This is a genomic window from Fructilactobacillus florum DSM 22689 = JCM 16035 (genome assembly GCF_001436645.1).
GTDB lineage: Bacteria > Bacillota > Bacilli > Lactobacillales > Lactobacillaceae > Fructilactobacillus > Fructilactobacillus florum.
In genome coordinates this window covers 68,642-84,031 of sequence record NZ_AYZI01000006.1, presented here as the reverse complement: position 1 = coordinate 84,031, position 15,390 = coordinate 68,642, and the positions used below count along the sequence as shown (strand labels likewise).

Below are 15,390 nucleotides of genomic sequence, written 5' to 3'. Positions count from 1 at the left end.
TCATTTTATAGTTAATGCATAACAAGCATTCAGCATTAGAACATCTGATAAAAAGCAACATCTAATTTTCTGGTTTTATTCCGATAGTCATATTGGAATAAAACCTTTTTTCTTACCTAAATTTCGCCCCAAATAAAAAAATTTGACCACCACAGCTAACACCCTCACATCTCAAAGTTTAATCCGACCTACCAATTGTTGCGTAACCATTGCAACCACAACCGCCTTGAGCGCATCACCAGGATAAAAAATCAAACTACCCCAAAATGCGTGCGCCAATGGTAGATTTTGCAATAACACTAATCCTAACAAACCGATTAGGTTCATTACGACCATCCCACCAAGTAAATTGGCTCCCAAAAAGCGCCAAAAAACCGCTGGAATTGGTAATTTTTCGCCCAACCAGCCAATTAAAAAGGCACAAATTGGCCAACTAAACAAATAACCAGCCGTCGGTCCAAGAAAAACCGCAAAACCTCCGCGAAAGCCCGTCAATAGCGGCAACCCTAGGGAAACCATTAGTAAAAAAATCAGCACACTGATGGTTCCTAGCTTTTTCCCTAACAAGCTCCCAGCTAACATAATTCCGGTTGTCTGCAAAGAAATGGGCACGGGTAAGCCTGGCAGTGGAAACGGTGGAATAATTCCTAACAAAGCAATTACTGCCACCATTGCCCCACAATAGGTAACTTCTTTTAATCTCATATGATAACCTCTTTTTTGGATTCGTGGCTATTAATGTAACAAACATCGGTTGCTAATAACGAACTCTGTTCCCAATTAGCGCCCTCATCAGCTTTGCTCCCTGACAATTCCCACAACCTGTCACATTTGGACTAAACCTGATATAATTATGGTAATTAAATAACTGGGGTGCCAAGTGGCTGAGATTATACCCGTTGAACCTGATCTAGGTAATGCTAGCGGAGGTAATGATTGACATGCCGTTGTCTAATTAAATTAAACTCAGCCGTTTCCTGCTTATGGAAACGGTTTTTTTATTGGAGGAACTGCGATGCCAAATGTTAAAATTGACAACTTTACTTTTAAATATAAAAACCAAAAACCCTTATTTAAAAATATGACCTGCACGTTTCCTGACCACAACCTCTCTCTTTTAACTGGTCCATCTGGATGTGGAAAGTCGACAATTCTCAAAATGATTGCCGGTTTAGCTCCGAGTAACTGGAAAACTACTACCGGCAAAATTTATCTCGGTCAACGCGCCATCACTGCGGTCAAACCATCTGAGCGAACCCCGCTAGTTAGCATGATGTTTCAAGACCCCAACCAGCAATTTGTCATGCAAACCGTCCAAGAAGAACTCACCTTTGCACTGGAAAACATCCAAGTTCCAGCTAGTGCTATCAGAGATAAAATTACGAATGCACTAGCTTTTTGTGAGATTCCTGAACTTTGTGAGCGACAAATTATTAGCCTTTCCGGTGGTGAAAAACAAAAGGTGGTTTTGGCAATTATGGTCGCTTTAGACTCCCAGATTATGCTACTCGATGAACCCTTTGCTAGCATTGATCCGATGGCTAAACAAGCCATTTTAGCGAAACTAGTGGAATTAAAAACCAACTATCACAAAACCATTATCATTGCTGATCATGACTTAAATGGCTATCAGGGCCTTGCAGACAAACTCTTTACAGTTGATTCGCAACGACAGACTGTGGTTGCCAGCGCTCCGCAACAAATTTCCGTAATTTTAAAACAGCACCAACCGGTTCCCCTTAAGTTTTCCCTTCCAGCTTTGCGGCAACTCCCAACTTTTGAACTCTTGCAGTTTGAACTACTTCGATCCCAGCGCTTACTAATTCAGGCGCGCTCTTTTCGCTTTTATCCGGGAGTTACCTTATTAACCGGGGCCAGTGGCAGTGGGAAATCAACCCTGTTAAAATCGCTTAGCCGTTTAACTGACTATCATGGCACAATTTTGTTTCAACAGCGACCACTGCAAAAATTCAAGTCCCAACAACTCTACCACCAGTTAGCCTTAGTCTTTCAACAAGCTGAAAGCCAATTCCTCGCTGTTACCGTCCAAGAAGAACTAGAATTAGCCTACCGGCACCGGTTGTCAACCTACTGGACGACTGCCAAAATCCAAACGGTGCTTACGGAGCTGAAGCTTACTGACACCCAAGACCAAGTTGTCTACCAACTTAGTGGTGGACAACAAAAAAAACTACAAGTCTTGCTGTTACTGATTCGTGATCCTGAGGTCCTCTTATTAGATGAACCCTTTGCTGGACTTGATGTCGCCTCCATTTTTTCCCTCGAAGAAATCTTACAAAAACATTTCAGTACCAGAGGTAGAAGTTTAATCATTGTTAGCCATCAGCTTACTGAACAGCATCATTTTTTTCAGTATCATGTCCATCTTCAGCAACAACACTTGTCTTATCAGGAGGGCCTCCTATGAATTCAGCAATTAGATTAATGCTCGTTTTTATCATCGCCCTAGAAATCTCTTTGGTAGCAAATCTAAGCTTGAACATTGCGGTAATCATTGGGGCGCTGGCGATTTTATTTTGGCAACACCTGCATTTGAAAACTTTTTTATTTATCAGCTTGCTGGCATTGCTACCGGCTCTCGGCATTTTTTTATCACAGTTATATTACGGTGGCAGTCATGGCTTCTATCGCGGCATCATCTTATTTTCCCGTTTGTATGCCTATGTATTTCTTGGTCTTAGTTTCTCCTTAACCACCTCACCCATTAATCTCGCCCATGCGCTTGAACAAAATTTACATGTACCGGCTAAGTTTATTTACGGAATTCTAGCGGCACTTAATTTATTACCCCGACTCCGCTATGAAATCAAAGTAATTCGTGCCAACGGTAATATGCGTGGAAAAACCCTGCACCCTTGGCAACCAACCCTCTATTTCAAAGCCCTTATCCTAGCAATTAATTGGTCAAATAACCTATCCCTAGCAATGCAGTCACAGGGATTCGTAGAAAATGAACCTCGAACTCATTTTTCTAAACCCATCGTTACTAAATTAGATTGGAGTCTGAGCCTCATCATTTTGGGCGCAGTCCAATGTATCATCATCTTTTGTCATTAAGGAGCCGGTTCATGAATAAATCATCTTATCCCTACACGACTGCCTATCAAAACATCATTTCACAACTGGCAAAACAACACATCACCATTGCCGACATTGCCAGCCTTGCCCAAGCATTACAACAACAATATAGTCCGGTTCCTGCCTTTGCTACCATTAAAACCATGGTTATCGAACTATTACACCAACCAGAGGTCCTTAATCGAATGCTAGTCGGCTTCGCCCTTGATAAAGCAGCTACTCAGCATGAGCTTCAAGAACCACTTCAGGCAATTAGCGCTCATGATCTAGGGGTCTTCGGTACTGACGAAACCCTGGCCCTTGGCATCGCCACGTGGTATGGCACCATTGGCATGACTAATTTTAATGAGCTTGATCTTTATAAACGTGGCATTCTGCATAATCTTGATCACAACCAGCACTGTGTCAACACCTTTACTGATGACTTAGTGGCAGGAGTGGCCGCAGCCGTCGCCGCCAAAATTGCTCATCAGCAGTCCTAACTCGCTGATTCCCCAGTGGAGTTTCCAGTGAAAATACTCCTTTATATAAGTACCAGTCTGTTTGAACTGTCGGCACCCCAAAAAATCAAGCCGGCCATTCAGCATAAATAATAATAATTACTAAAAATTTGTTAAATCTGCCCCTCGTTTTTCACATCAGCTGGATCATTTATTTTTCATTAAACTTTGTCAGGTCTGGTTCCTTTTACTTGACCGTCTTCCCCGCCGATGCAGTAAAATCAACTCAGAGCTAGTGATTAAAATCATGAACTCCAAAACTGTGCTTTGGAAAGGATTTCATTGTTATGAAAAAAGTTCTAATCTTAGGGGCTTACGGTGCCACGGCTCAAATCGTCATCGAACGTCTACTAAACGAAACTGATGACCAATTAGTCTTATATTTACGAAACTCTTCGCGTTTATCCCGTTATGCAAATAACGATCGGATTACCATTATTGATGGTGACGTTCAAGATGTTGCTGTACTTAAAGCAGCCATGCAAAAGGACATTGATATCGTCTACTCCAATGTAGGTGGAATCAATCTGGATCGCTCTGCCAAACCAATTCTTGACGCTATGCAACAAACCGGGCAAAAGCGCTTGATTTTTTACAGTGCGTTGGGAGCACTGCATGAAGTTCCAGGTGCCTTTGGTCGTTGGAATGAGGAAACCATCCAAGCTGCTTTACCGGGTTTGCGGAAATCTGATCGTCTCATTAAAGCAGCAACTGCCATCAATACTACGCAATTACGTCCTGCTTGGTTAACTAACTACGACGAAGTTGATTACGAAATCACTGCTGCTGACGAACCATTTAAGGGAACCGAAGTATCACGCAAAAGTGTTGCTGATGTCATCATTAAAATCATCAACGATCCGACCCTCTATCAAAATGACAGTATTGGAATTAACAAGCCCAACACTGATGGTGACAAGCCCGCTTGGCTTTAATAAAGGAGAATTTCATGATTACTACTAAAGACGTTACTTTTTCCGCTCGGGAATTACAAATGAAGGGACGACTATTTTTCCCCGAAAATTTTGATGATAGCTACCAACATGAAGTAATTGTAGTTAATCACCCTACCAGTAGTGATTTCAATCAAACATCTGGTAAGATTTACGCTACTAAATTAGCTGAACATGGCTTCTTAGCTCTTGCCTATGATTCTCCCTATCAGGGACAAAGTGAAGGAGAACCACACAATTCTGAACTCCCAGCTGCACGGACAGAGGGGGTAATGTTTGCCATTGATTTCTTGGTAACTCTGCCCTACGTTGATGCCGAACGAGTTGGCGTAATGGGAATTTGTGGTGGTGGTGGTTTTACCATCAACGCGGCCAAGATTGATCATCGGATTAAAGCAGTTGCTGGTGTAGCCGCCGCTAATGTTGGTGACGTCTACAAATTAACCTTTGGTCCTGATAACGCTTCTCTGATTAAAACCCTAGAAGATATGGGTCGTCAACGAACCATCGAAGCTCGTGGTGGCGAGGTTAAACACATTCCCGTTCTTCCGGCCAGCCAAAAAGCGCGCGAAGCCGCTGGAATTAACGATGTTGATATTGAACAAGCCATTGACTACTATCTGACTCCCCGTGGTCAAGATCCGTATGCCCCTAACCAATTTGTCTACACCAGTCTTGCCCAAGACATTGCTTTTGATGCTGCTGCCCTAGCAGATCGCCTATTAACGCAACCACTAGAATTAATTGCTGGTGGCATTCCCGGTGGCTTTGGTTCTTATCGTTTTAGCTATGAGATCTATCAAAAAGCCGCTTCTGAACACAAAGAACTAACAATTATTGATGGAGTTACTCACTATGAACTTTACGACCAACCAAAAGCAGTTGACCCTGCGATTGCAAAATTAGTAGAGTTTTTTGGTAAATATCTATAGCCATTTTTTAAAGGGGCGCGATTAGTAATATACTAATCACGCCCCTTTAATTAGTCGTATTCACGAATTTTAGGTTGTTGATAATTTTCCATGAAATTAAAAATGTCTGAAAATGAATCCGAAAAATAAAGCTTCGCTCGATTATCGTCTGTGAGATAGCCATCTGCTGTCATTCGATCAAACATGTTAGCTAGTTGCGTATAATAACCATCAACATTATAAAAGGCACACGGATTACTACTTTGACCCAGCACTGCCCAAGAGAAAGCTTCAATAATTTCTTCGAGGGTTCCTGGACCGCCTGGCAGTGCCAGACAGGCATCTGACAAATCCAACATGCGTTGTTTTCGCACCGCCATATTAGGAACAAACTCCAACTCAGCTCCATTTTCGACGGTACCCTCTCGATCTCTTAAAAAATGTGGCATAATTCCGTGTACTTTACCACCACCATCAAGCACGGACTGGGCGATGATTCCCATCAAGCCGACGGTACCACCGCCATATACTAACTCGAGATCACGTTCATTCATCATTTTCCCTAACTGGGTGGCTGCTAATCGATAAGCCGGATTTTTGCCCGTATAGGCTCCACAATACACTGCTAATCGCTTCATCAAGATTTCCTTTCAATTGCTGTAATAATAAAAGTATAGCATATTAACAATCGTCATTAAAAAGCACGCTAGTTTTTAACTAGCGTGCTTTTTAACTAACCATGATGGTTAGTAACCGACTGTAGTTCCAAAAATTGTTGGACGTAATTAGTTGTTCCCGTCTTCCCATCAGTTCCTGAGAGATTGAAACCACCAAAGGGATGCTGGTAAACAACGGCCCCCGTCGTTTTCCGATTAATGTACAAGTTTCCCACATACCAATCGTCAACAACGGTTTTGATATGAGCTTGATTTTTAGAGTACAGTGACCCCGTCAAACCGTAAGCTGTATCATTTGCTAACTGCAGAGCCTCTTCGAACGAAGATACCTTGATGACCCCCAGCACTGGTCCAAAGATTTCTTCATTGAAAATCCGTGAAGTAGCTGTAACCTCAAAAAGTGTGGGTTCAATAAACCATCCCTGTGTATCATCATAATTTCCCCCGACTAGCAGGGTATTTTGCTCTGGATTGTCCTTACCGTAATCAATATAACTAGTAATTTTATCAAAAGCACGCTTAGCAATTACAGGACCGACATCACCATTTGCGCGGGCAGGATCATGATTTAAAGCTTTCATCCTGGTCTCAACCTTGGCTAAGAGCTGATCGTAAACGGAGTCTAACACAATCAGGCGCGAGTTAGCCGAACACTTCTGCCCCTGCATGGTAAAGGCTGATGAAATAATTCCCGCTGCCGCTTGGTCAAGATCAGCATCGTCATCAACAATAATGGCGTTTTTACCACCCATTTCCGCAACAACTCGTTTAATCCAAATCTGTCCTGGCTGTGGAGTTGCTGCTAATTGGTTAATGTGCAATCCTACTTGCTTTGAACCCGTGAAATTAATAAACCGTAATTTAGGGTGTTTAACTAGGTAATCTCCCATTTCTGCATTCTTGCCCGTTATGAAATTAATCAGCCCCGTTGGAAAACCAGCCTGCTCCATTAATTCAAATAGTCGATAACCGACCACGGCCGTATCCGATGAGGGTTTCATAATCATAGCATTCCCAGCTAAAACGGCTCCCATCACCATGCCACCTAAAATAGCAAGCGGAAAGTTCCAAGGAGCAATCGCTGCTCCGACTCCAAGCGGTAAATAGCGAGCTTCGCGCGATTCCACCGGCGAGGGGACCAAGTAATCTAATCCATCTTTTAACTGTTCCATTCCAATCATATAAGCATGAATAAAATCAATCAATTCACAGATTTCGCCGTCAGCTTCGCCAACATTCTTACCGCTTTCCTCCACGATAATGGCAATTAATTCATAGCGATGCTCGCGAACCAAATTAACTAGTTTGGTCGCCAGCTGATTGCGATCGGCTACAGATATAAATTTCCACTCCTGAAATGCTCGTCGGCCAGCAGCTAGGGCATCATCAATTTGGGCTGGCTGCGCTAACGATAGGTTCCCAACAACCTCACTTTTCTGAGCTGGATTAACGCTGGCCAAAGTCTCATCAGTATAGATTCGTTTGCCGCCAATGACCAGCGGAATGTCTGGTGTATCAGTTGCATCCAATTGAGCAAATGCTTGCTGTAAATGCTTTTGAACTGCTTCTTGCGTAAGATCTAATTCTGGTTCGTTTACAAAATTCATAGTTGAGTCCCCCAAAATAGTAGTTAAGCTCATTATCAATAGGTTTTTAAAAATAATGGGAAGCTTCCAGCATTAAATCTAAGAATCTAAACAACGGGTTTAGTGTAAAATATTTTACCAAATTAGTAAAGGATCCGAGCCAATCACTCGCGAGTCTTCCTGACTTCTTGATAAATTATGCTATACTACAATACAACTGATCTTCTTTTGAGAAAGGACACGATCTAATTAATAATGAAAAAACAAACTAGATTAATTTTATTGGGAATCTTCTTATTAGCTGCTATTTTACGGATTCCACTTACCTCAGTCGGTCCATTACTACCGCGCCTTAACCAGACTACCGGATTGTCAATGACCACCTTGAGCCAGCTAACTTCCATTAGCCTGTTGGTCTTTGCTTTCACGTCGATTATCGTTGCAAGAATTGCTACAAAAATTGGATTAAATCTTAGCATCGTTGTCTCGATTATCTTAATGCTAATCGGCATCTTCATTCGTTCGTTTACCAACAATTTTGGTCTCTTTCTGGGAACCATCATCCTAGCTGTCGGGATTTGTTTTGGCAATGTTTTACTTCCTGCCCTCACAAAGCGCTACTTTCCCCAGCATGTTGGTAAAATTACGAGTGGTTATACCATTACTATGAATTTCATGGGCGCTGTGGGTTCTAGTCTTGCTATTCCGGTCCTCGAAAAGGTTAACAACCTGCCACTAATTGCGTTAGCAACCGTTGGCATTATTATTATTCCCATTCTATTTCTGTGGTTACTCATCTACTTCTCTTCGCCTTCGCAACAATCGGCATCCACTAATTCCAAAATAACCGCGCCGGCACCAACTAACTTATACCGTTCCAAAACCGCTTGGTCTCTAGCTACTTTCATGGGCATTCAATCCCTAATTTTCTACACCTGCGTGGCTTGGTTACCAAACATCATTGACCAAAAGGGTTATTCACCGGCTACGGGAGGCTTCATGTTAGGGCTGTTGCAATTAATGATTCTACCAGCCTCCTTCCTTGTTCCTATGCTTGCTGAAAAAATGCACAGCCAGTCCATTTTTATCATAATCGCTGGGAGCACTTTTATCGTTGGGATTACACTACTACTCAGTTCAAATTATATTATCCTACTGCTGGCATCAATCTTACTTGGGTTAGCAACCGGAGCATCATTTAGTTTGTGCTTGATGCTCTTTACCCTACGGACTAAACAAAACGAAACTGCTGCCAGTCTTTCCGGTATGAGTCAAACCATTGGATATACCCTTGCTGCTCTAGGTCCAACTATTTTTGGACTCATCGCAACGCATACTAACTCAATTGGATGGGCTCTTTTATTCTTGATCATTCTTGGCTTTCTCATGATCATCTTGGGCTTTCAGGCGGGACGTCCCGGGACAATTGACTAATGGCAATCTTAGTTTTCAAAATAAAAGCACGCTGACTTATAAATCAGCGTGCTTTTATTTTGAATATCAATCCAAGAGATGCGAACGTTGCAGTAAATTAGCAATTGATTTTGGCAATAGACCACTAAATAAAAATACCGAAAGCAGGCTAACTAGAAACATTGCTACTAGCATCCAAAAACCAAACCCTGCATAATCCTGCTTAATTAGTTCCCAACCAAAGGTCACAATGGTCGTCGTTATTACTGAACATGATATTCCTAGCCAATCATAACGACGATAACCAGTTAAGGCAAAGCCTAGCTCAGACCCACTTCCCTGTATCAGTCCCGAGACCAAGGTCGCAGCCCCCCAAATTCCACCTAGTAGCATTTCAACAGCTGCTCCAAAGAACTCTGCCAACAAACCTGCTCCTGGTCGCCTAAGGACTAGCAACGCCAGCGGCCCTGCCATCGTCCAAAAACCCAATAAAGTCGCTCCTGCAAATGGAGCTAATCCCACAGGAGTTAGTAGCGCGGTTACCAGCGAATATAATGGATCCATCAACCAAAAAATCAGACCGCAAACAATCCCAATTAGTGTAACTAAAATAATATTTTTTAAATGCCACGTTTTAAACCATCGCTTCATCGTTATTCCTCCCATATTTTTCCAAAATAAAAAGCACTCCGCCACCAGCTGAGTGCTTTAGAAATCTAAACAAATCGTCTCGAGTGCGATTCTAATTTTCTAAATTAAGGAAGTTCCCTGCGGTAGTACGGACTACATCAGGTTCAATGGGTTTAATCTCAGCTCGTGGCACCCCAACTCTTTATTATAGTTGAATTATAACATAATTTTAATTAACTTGTTTCCGGTTAATGCCTTTTGTCAACAAATAGTACCCCACTGCTACTAGACCCATGGTGATAAAAGTTGCCCCAACTGATGTTCTAATCACTGGAATACTTTTTAATCCTAGGTAGAGTAGCACTCCCAAGCATAAAGTTCCTAATGCAATCCAATTAAAACCATGCTGATACCAAAGTTTTCCCTGCGGGTCAGCTAATGCTTGCGCCGTATAGTGATCTTGATTCAAGATAAAATAGTCCACAACCATGATGGCAATGATCGGACCAAGAAGCATCCCGGTGTAATCTAAAAACGCAATAAATGAATTTAAAAAACTCCCGCTAAGTAATGGAATAAAGGTTAAGATCATTGACAACAAGGTAATTACAACCAATGCCTTATTAAGGCTAAGTTTGTGCACCAAATTATTTAAAGCAGAAGCTCCCGCTTGAATATTAACCGCATTAGCTGTCATGCTCGTCAAAACAATTACCACCATTGCAATCAAACCTAACCCTAATTTGTTAGCAATGATGCTTGGATCAGAGTTGTTGGGGTCATAAGTTCCCGAGGTCAACGCCACACTAATCGTGGTACAAATCCCGATAATTGTGAAACTCATTAACCCTAAAAGGGCACCCCAAAAGGGAGCTCTAATGGCCGTCTTCTTGCTGCGAGTAAATCTTGTGAAATCAGCGCCCCCGACTACCCAACCAAGACTAGCCGCTGCAATCGTATCAATTGCCACTCCCAGTGGCATCTGTTGTAGTTTCGGAATTCGATAGTGGGCTAACTGACTGATGGAGACATTTTTAAAGACAACGATTACCTCTAATAACACAAAGACGATCACTAAAATGACCCCAATGCGCTCTACTAGCTGAACTGATCGTTGTCCAGAAATGATACTAAGAATATACAAAAAACTCATAATCAAGATCCCAACAACCATGCCCAAGTTCCCTCCGGGTTGTCCAAAGAGTGGCCACCGAAACAGACTGTGAAAAATAAAGGCTAAGGAAGTGGCTGCAATAAAGGTATTAACAGCTGTCCAGCCTAAAAACAACGTAATATTAATCAATGAAGGGACGATGCTCCCACGAATTCCAAACGCACCTCTTGATAATACGGTCGTCGTTGCTCCCGTTCGGTAACCAACGTAACCCATTAAACTTAAGAAGATATACGCTAAAATCCCACCAATCAACATTGCGACGATTCCGCCGAAAAAGCCAGCGGCTGCGATCACACCACCAATGAACCACGTTCCATTATTGGCATTAGCACCAAACCACGTCGCAAACATATCCCAGTACGTCATATTTCGTTCGTTTAAAGGGATTTCATCGACGGCATACTTCCTATTATTCAATATAGTTTCCTCCAAAACATTAACATTTTGTGTCTGTTTTATATTAATAATCGTCTTTCAGTATATCAAATTCACCAAATATTGCCTAGGAGATCCGCTAAAAATTAATCATTACCAATCGTTCATGCTATAATTCAGATGGTTAGCGGGGGTATTTAGTTATTTGACAATTGTATAAGAAAGGATGAACGTTATGACACTTAAAGAACCGATCTATCGAAGTCAGAGTGTTGGAATGGTTAAAGTCGGAATCAAAGATGGCGATCAGATTATTGCTAATGTGATTGGTAATAATGTAATCACGATCAGTTCCCAACTTCACCGTGCCACTGTTACCGGTCCTGATCGCGCCGGACGCTATGGAATTGGTGAGTATGTCTACTTCATTATCGACAAACATCACCATCCACTTTCTGTCCCAAAAGATAAGATCCAGCAATACTTTGGTGCATGAGATTTCAGCAGAATGCGCTAGCATTCGTGCCCACCCCTTGCTGGAACACGGATAGAAACTCTCTCACATCGATTCAGATACGATCTGAAAATTTCCACAAACTAATCCGTCCCCAATCAACCCCGCTACCAGTGACGGAAGTCTGTATCGAAAAAATCGCGTGACTTTGGCAACCGTATCAATATTATTAAAGTTTCACAACAACCGGACTGGAATTTAATTCTTGTTCGGTTGTTTGTTGTTCAGCTTATTTTCTATCTGTAAAAACCAACCATTAAGAAAGGTCGTCTTTATCGTTTGTTAGCAAAATCAAACTATCAATCCCCAATTGGGGAAATCACCATCTTAAGTAGCTCTAATGGCTTAGCCGGATTATGGTTCGTTGGACAAGCCCATTACGGTGCCAATTTCAAACTTAACCAGGTTCCTATGAGAAAAACGGCTGTTATTTCACTGACAGCCCACTGGTTGGATCTTTATTTTACCAATCAACATCCGGAGGCACAGATCGTCCCATTGGATTTAACTGGAACTGAATTTCAACAACGAGTTTACCGAGCCCTCTTGCAAATCCCATCGGGAAAAACCTGTACGTATCAACAACTGGCCCGTCCAATTAATCCCGCCGCCGTCCGTGCAGTTGCCAATGCGGTTGCAAATAATCCAATTTCTATTATCATCCCTTGTCACCGAATTCTTGGAAAAAACGGTAAGTTGACCGGGTACGCTGGTGGACTTACCAGAAAAAAGTTGCTCTTAGCGCATGAACAAACCGATTATAAGTGGACCACCTAACGCCTAAGTGCTAATCCATGAAATATATTACAAAAAGTAATAGCATTGATGACATAAACTTATTAGAAAAGGTGTGAAGATGATGAAGTTACAGCTTGCAATTGACCTTGAGGACATCGATGGGGCCATTAATTTGATTGAAAAGACTCAGGAAAGCGTTGATATCGTAGAATATGGAACTCCGCTTGTGATTAATTTTGGTCTTGAAGGCCTGGCTAAAATTAGGAACCGTTTCCCTAATTTAACCTTACTGGCTGATGTTAAAATTATGGACGTTGCTTCGTATGAAGTTAGTCAAGCATTTAAATATGGAGCTGACATCACTACCATTCTGGGAGTCGCTGAGGATCAATCCATCCGAGATGCCATTAAAGTTGCTCACCAGGCTAAAAAAGAACTATTGGTCGATATGATTGGTGTCCACGACGTTGCTCGCCGAGCGCGAGAAATTGATCAAATGGGAGCAGACTACATTGCTACTCACACCGGTTACGATCTTCAAGCCCAGGGTGAAACTCCTTTTGCAACGTTCAACACAATCAAGGAAAACGTCACCAAAACTAAGACGGCGCTGGAAGGTGGCATTAAGCTAACTAACTTGGATGAGATTAAGCAAGCTAATCCCGACTTGCTAATTGTTGGAGCTGGAATTGCAACCAATGACGATCCTACAAGCGCCGCTAAATCCTTCAAAGCGGCAATTAAATAACCAGATGGTAAATTCAAAATCGTGGCAAACCATTATTGCCGAGCTAGCCAAACAACCGATTAACTTAACGAACCGGGACTGCGAAATAATCGAGCAAGCGCCCCGCATTTTTGTTTCCGGGGGCGGACGATCTGGGCTGGCAATCAAGGCGCTTGCAATGCGCTTGATGCAGTTAGGCAAGACCGTCTTTGTTGTCGGTGAAACGACGACGCCAGCAATTCAAGAAGGCGACTTATTAGTACTCGCATCTGCTTCTGGAACCACTCCGGCGATCGTTGAGCTTGCCCAAACTGCTCAGCAGGCTGGCGCTGTGATTTGGCTCTTTTCCACTAACAAATCAAATCCAATTGCTACCATTGCTAAGCAGGTTACGCTCCTTCCCGGCAAAAGCAAACAGACTGGTCGAACTGCCACCTCATCTCAACAGCCATTGGGTAGTCTGTTTGAACAGTCTGTTTGGATTTTTGGAGACGCTCTTGTACTTGCCTTAATGAACGACCAGGGAATTACTGAACAGGAATTACGTTCTCAACATGCTAACTTAGAATAATGCCAACTAGACCAGTCGGACAGTTTTACTTCTGTCTCCTGGTCTTTTTAGTACTTTATTTGACTACCAACTGTTGTAAAAATCCTTTGAAATAACCAGCTGTCTTCATTTCTTCATCAATAAAAAGATTGTGTCCTGCGTTTTGCAATAGAACCACCGTACTATTTTTCACCCGCTCACCCAACTCCAGCTGTTGTTGAAAACCAACTATCTGATCGTGACGACCAGCCAATATCATCAACTGAGTCTGCGGACTGATAAACCGGGGCAGATCACTTTCAAACTCCAGCTGATAGTTTCGTTGAAGTGTTTCAATAAAACCAGCATCGCGGCGTTGGAGTCCTGGAATAATTAGTTGTTGATATAAATCCCACTGATGAGGGCCAATCTTAACGTTCATTGCTAAAAAATCGGTTTTAAATTCCTTATGGCTAATGTAATTAACAGTACCAAACGGTTTCGTCACATGTTGGGCAAGTACTCGCTCTTCCTTATGCGCCTTTACCACCGGGCAGGTTAGAAAAATTCCTCTGATTTGACTACCAAACGTTTTTGTTAAAAAGCTCGCAAGATATCCACCAAAAGAACGACCGCACACCACGAATTTTTCATTATCCAGCTGCGCTTTGATAAAGGTAACTAAGGCAGCCAAAACGGTTTGCACATCAGCCTGCGGGGTGCCTGGTGAATTCCCCATCCCGGGTAAATCTACGTAGTAACGTTTCCAACCAGACCCCTTTAACAAAGGTTCAAAAAAATCCCGCATGGAGGTCCGATCAAGGGCTAATCCATGGATAAAAACAATTGGGACTCCTTGCCCCACTATTTGATATGAAATCATCTCAAATCCTCCTGATTACAGACTAAAATTGTCAAACTGACCACGGTGATAGTTGGTTCTGATAAATAAATAATGCTATATTTAAGTTAGCTAAATGTGTTAATTTGAGAAAATGAGGTTTGCCAATGGATCAACGGAGTATTAGAACTAGAAAGGCCATTAAAACGGCCCTTATCAATTTAATGAAAACGACCAGCCTGCCAAAAATTAGTGTTACAGAGGTGGTACGAACGGCTGGCATCACTAGGGCCACCTTTTATTTGCATTATCAAGACATTGATAACCTTTATGATTCTATCTGTGATGAAATTCTTCGCGATCTTAGCCAAATTCTCCAAACAAGTTATCAAGACCAATCCAAAGTCAATTATGCTTTATTAAATCAACAACTGTATGATTACTTGTCACAAGATGAAGTTATCCATACTTTTTTAAAAAATGAACGAAATCAACTTTTACTTAGCAAAATCAAAAAATTATTAATCAAAACAGTTATGAGCCACGAAAAAATTCAAGTTACGAATTCGTATTCACAGGTTGAAATCCCCTTTATCATCTCAGGAGCTGTTGATGTTTATGCCCAAATGATCACCGACTTAATTCCTGTTGATGCCCAAACTGCTGTCAACGAGATGACTACAATTTTAGCTAAATTTTAGGTTGTCAAGCTTATTTCTC

17 protein-coding genes and 2 riboswitches are annotated in these 15,390 nt (G+C 42.0%); of the genes, 11 read left to right on the top strand and 6 right to left on the bottom strand.

The window, feature by feature from the left end:
- Positions 1 to 171: 171 nt before the first annotated feature.
- On the bottom strand, positions 172 to 705 hold the full coding sequence (locus tag FC87_RS04410; protein ID WP_035421777.1) for a biotin transporter BioY: 534 nt from the start codon (positions 703 to 705) through the stop codon (positions 172 to 174).
- A 154-nt stretch (positions 706 to 859) separates the two neighbouring features.
- A riboswitch (TPP riboswitch) is annotated at positions 860 to 949 on the top strand.
- 66 nt (positions 950 to 1,015) lie between these two features.
- On the opposite strand from FC87_RS04410, the gene FC87_RS04405 reads away from it, so the two are divergent.
- The 5 genes from FC87_RS04405 to FC87_RS04385 all read left to right on the top strand — a co-directional run bounded on the left by FC87_RS04405 (position 1,016) and on the right by FC87_RS04385 (position 5,484).
- The gene (locus FC87_RS04405; protein WP_035421778.1) at positions 1,016 to 2,428 is read left to right on the top strand and encodes an ATP-binding cassette domain-containing protein; all 1,413 of its coding nucleotides are present in this window, start codon (positions 1,016 to 1,018) and stop codon (positions 2,426 to 2,428) included.
- Positions 2,425 to 3,078 carry an energy-coupling factor transporter transmembrane component T family protein gene (locus FC87_RS04400; RefSeq protein WP_035421781.1) on the top strand — a complete coding sequence of 218 codons (654 nt, stop codon included), beginning with the start codon at positions 2,425 to 2,427 and terminating at the stop codon, positions 3,076 to 3,078. Before FC87_RS04405 ends, FC87_RS04400 begins: the two co-directional genes overlap by 4 nt.
- Positions 3,079 to 3,089: 11 nt before the next feature.
- On the top strand, positions 3,090 to 3,581 hold the full coding sequence (locus FC87_RS04395) for a phosphatidylglycerophosphatase A family protein (protein ID WP_035421785.1): 492 nt from the start codon (positions 3,090 to 3,092) through the stop codon (positions 3,579 to 3,581).
- A gap of 305 nt (positions 3,582 to 3,886) precedes the next feature.
- The gene (locus FC87_RS04390) at positions 3,887 to 4,534 is read left to right on the top strand and encodes an NAD(P)H-binding protein (RefSeq protein ID WP_035421788.1); all 648 of its coding nucleotides are present in this window, start codon (positions 3,887 to 3,889) and stop codon (positions 4,532 to 4,534) included.
- 14 nt (positions 4,535 to 4,548) lie between these two features.
- A complete protein-coding gene (locus FC87_RS04385; protein ID WP_009166445.1) occupies positions 4,549 to 5,484 on the top strand; it encodes an alpha/beta hydrolase in 936 nt (311 codons plus the stop codon).
- Between the two features lie 50 nt (positions 5,485 to 5,534).
- Here the strand turns inward: FC87_RS04385 and FC87_RS04380 are convergent, their stop codons facing one another.
- Together FC87_RS04380 and FC87_RS04375 are read right to left on the bottom strand one after the other, a co-directional pair.
- Positions 5,535 to 6,101: an LOG family protein gene (locus tag FC87_RS04380; RefSeq protein WP_009166444.1), complete on the bottom strand. Its 567-nt coding sequence runs from the start codon at positions 6,099 to 6,101 to the stop codon at positions 5,535 to 5,537.
- 95 nt (positions 6,102 to 6,196) lie between these two features.
- Positions 6,197 to 7,747 carry an aldehyde dehydrogenase family protein gene (locus FC87_RS04375; RefSeq protein WP_035421790.1) on the bottom strand — a complete coding sequence of 517 codons (1,551 nt, stop codon included), beginning with the start codon at positions 7,745 to 7,747 and terminating at the stop codon, positions 6,197 to 6,199.
- Between the two features lie 234 nt (positions 7,748 to 7,981).
- On the opposite strand from FC87_RS04375, the gene FC87_RS04370 reads away from it, so the two are divergent.
- Positions 7,982 to 9,160 carry an MFS transporter gene (locus FC87_RS04370; RefSeq protein WP_051393795.1) on the top strand — a complete coding sequence of 393 codons (1,179 nt, stop codon included), beginning with the start codon at positions 7,982 to 7,984 and terminating at the stop codon, positions 9,158 to 9,160.
- A 66-nt stretch (positions 9,161 to 9,226) separates the two neighbouring features.
- Here FC87_RS04370 and FC87_RS04365 read toward each other — a convergent pair whose 3' ends face one another.
- Both FC87_RS04365 and FC87_RS04360 read right to left on the bottom strand, forming a co-directional pair.
- Positions 9,227 to 9,790, bottom strand: a complete 564-nt coding sequence (locus FC87_RS04365; RefSeq protein WP_035421793.1) for an ECF transporter S component — start codon at positions 9,788 to 9,790, stop codon at positions 9,227 to 9,229.
- Between the two features lie 97 nt (positions 9,791 to 9,887).
- Positions 9,888 to 9,976, bottom strand: a riboswitch (TPP riboswitch).
- Between the two features lie 22 nt (positions 9,977 to 9,998).
- Complete coding sequence (locus FC87_RS04360; RefSeq protein ID WP_082619219.1) at positions 9,999 to 11,363, bottom strand: purine-cytosine permease family protein; 1,365 nt, start codon at positions 11,361 to 11,363, stop codon at positions 9,999 to 10,001.
- Between the two features lie 193 nt (positions 11,364 to 11,556).
- Between FC87_RS04360 and FC87_RS04355 the strand changes: the two genes are divergently transcribed.
- The 4 genes from FC87_RS04355 (at position 11,557) to hxlB (ending at position 13,871) form a co-directional block, all read left to right on the top strand.
- Positions 11,557 to 11,817, top strand: coding sequence for a hypothetical protein (locus tag FC87_RS04355; RefSeq protein WP_035421799.1), 261 nt, complete (start codon positions 11,557 to 11,559; stop codon positions 11,815 to 11,817).
- A gap of 297 nt (positions 11,818 to 12,114) precedes the next feature.
- Positions 12,115 to 12,612, top strand: a complete 498-nt coding sequence (locus tag FC87_RS04350) for a methylated-DNA--[protein]-cysteine S-methyltransferase (protein WP_035421801.1) — start codon at positions 12,115 to 12,117, stop codon at positions 12,610 to 12,612.
- 79 nt (positions 12,613 to 12,691) lie between these two features.
- Entirely contained in the window at positions 12,692 to 13,321 is a 630-nt protein-coding gene (gene hxlA / locus FC87_RS04345; protein ID WP_449751080.1) for a 3-hexulose-6-phosphate synthase, read from the top strand.
- Positions 13,272 to 13,871: a 6-phospho-3-hexuloisomerase gene (gene hxlB, locus FC87_RS04340; protein ID WP_225349218.1), complete on the top strand. Its 600-nt coding sequence runs from the start codon at positions 13,272 to 13,274 to the stop codon at positions 13,869 to 13,871. Before hxlA ends, hxlB begins: the two co-directional genes overlap by 50 nt.
- 55 nt (positions 13,872 to 13,926) lie before the next feature.
- Here the strand turns inward: hxlB and FC87_RS04335 are convergent, their stop codons facing one another.
- Complete coding sequence (locus FC87_RS04335) at positions 13,927 to 14,712, bottom strand: alpha/beta fold hydrolase (protein WP_035421805.1); 786 nt, start codon at positions 14,710 to 14,712, stop codon at positions 13,927 to 13,929.
- Positions 14,713 to 14,837: 125 nt separating this feature from the next.
- Between FC87_RS04335 and FC87_RS04330 the strand changes: the two genes are divergently transcribed.
- On the top strand, positions 14,838 to 15,371 hold the full coding sequence (locus FC87_RS04330) for a TetR/AcrR family transcriptional regulator (RefSeq protein WP_035421807.1): 534 nt from the start codon (positions 14,838 to 14,840) through the stop codon (positions 15,369 to 15,371).
- Positions 15,372 to 15,390: the final 19 nt, after the last annotated feature.